This is a genomic window from Pseudomonas sp. P5_B2 (genome assembly GCF_056400445.1).
Genome location: NZ_JBFULH010000796.1, coordinates 1 through 1,634 on the forward strand (window position 1 = coordinate 1; position 1,634 = coordinate 1,634).

The following is a 1,634-nucleotide window of genomic DNA, read 5'->3' on the forward strand; positions in this document are numbered from 1 at the left end:
ACACTGGGTGGCTGGCTGACYGAAAATTGGGGCTGGGAATACATCTTCTACATCAACATCCCGCCGGGGCTGATCATGATCGCTGGCCTGATGTACGGCCTGGAGAAAAAAGAAGCGCACTGGGAATTACTGAAAAGCACCGACTACATGGGCATTCTCACCCTCGGTGTTGGCCTCGGTTGTTTGCAGGTGTTTCTCGAAGAAGGCCACCGCAAGGACTGGCTGGAGTCGAACCTGATCGTGACCCTGGGCAGCATCGCGCTGATCAGCCTGATCACCTTTGTGATCGTGCAAGTGTCCAGGCCCAACCCGCTGATCAACCTGGGCATCCTGCGCAACCGCAATTTCGGCTTGACGAGTATTTCCAGCCTGGGGATGGGCGTCGGGCTGTATGGCTCGATTTTCCTGTTGCCGCTGTACCTGGCGCAGATCCAGAACTACAACGCCCTGCAGATCGGCGAAGTGATCATGTGGATGGGCGTGCCGCAGCTGTTTCTGATTCCGCTGGTGCCCAAGCTGATGAAGTACATTTCGCCGAAGTGGCTGTGTACATTGGGATTCGGTCTGTTCGGGCTGGCGAGTTTTTATTCCGGGGTATTGAACCCGGACTTCGCCGGGCCGCAGTTCAATCAGATCCAGCTCCTTCGCGCGATGGGCCAGCCTCTGATCATGGTTACCATTTCACTGATCGCCACCGCGTACATCCTGCCGCAGGACGCGGGCTCGGCGTCGAGCCTGTTCAATATCCTGCGTAACCTCGGCGGCGCGATTGGCATCGCCCTCCTCGCTACCCTGCTGGATGCACGAACCAAGACGTACTTTGATTATTTGCGCGAAGCCATCGTACCTAGCAATCCGCAGGTAGCCGAGCGGCTGGCGTCGATGGCGGACCGACTGGGCAATGAGACGGCAGCGCTGGGCAAGATCAGTGAGATTGCGCATCAGCAGGCGTCGATCATGGCCTACAACGATGCGTTTCACTTTGTCGGGATTGCGCTGGGGGTGAGCATGTTGGCGATTTTGCTGACCAAGAAGTTGCCGGAGGGGATCAAGGCGGGTGAGRCGCACTAGTCAAGATCTGCGGGGCTCAGGCGACCGCTTTCGCGAGCAGGCTCGCTCCCACAAGGTTCAGCGTGATCCCTGTGGGAGCGAGCCTGCTCGCGAAGGAGCCATCCCTGGCACTGCAAATCTCAGACGGTGATCAACCGCTCCCGCAATTTGCCAATCTCATCGCGCATCTGCGCCGCTGCTTCAAACTCCAGGTCACGCGCCAACGCATACATCTTCTCTTCCAGGGCTTTGATGCGCTTGGCGATTTCGCCCGGCGAGCGCAGTTCGGCTTCGTATTTGGCGCTCTCTTCGGCAGCCTTGGCCATGCCTTTGCGCTTCTTGCTGCGCGAGCCCGGCACGGTAGCGCCTTCCATGATGTCGGCAACGTCCTTGAACACGCCCTTGGGCGTGATGCCGTTGGCCAGGTTGAAAGCGATCTGTTTATCGCGACGGCGTTCGGTTTCGCCGATCGCCCGCTCCATGGAGCCGGTGATCCGGTCAGCGTACAAAATCGCCCGACCGTTGAGGTTACGCGCCGCCCGGCCGATGGTCTGGATCAGCGAGCGCTCAGAACGCAGGAAGCC

General features: G+C 59.2%; 2 protein-coding genes. One reads left to right on the plus strand and one right to left on the minus strand.

The genetic code is table 11. From position 1 onward, the window contains the following. A partial coding sequence (locus AC1DRJ_RS26880; protein ID WP_477804821.1) for a DHA2 family efflux MFS transporter permease subunit occupies positions 1 to 1,071 on the plus strand: 1,071 nt, incomplete at its 5' end. Positions 1,072 to 1,190: 119 nt separating this feature from the next. Here the strand turns inward: AC1DRJ_RS26880 and AC1DRJ_RS26885 are convergent. Beyond that, positions 1,191 to 1,634 (minus strand): UvrB/UvrC motif-containing protein (locus AC1DRJ_RS26885; RefSeq protein WP_477804822.1); only part of this gene is annotated, 444 nt, incomplete at its 5' end.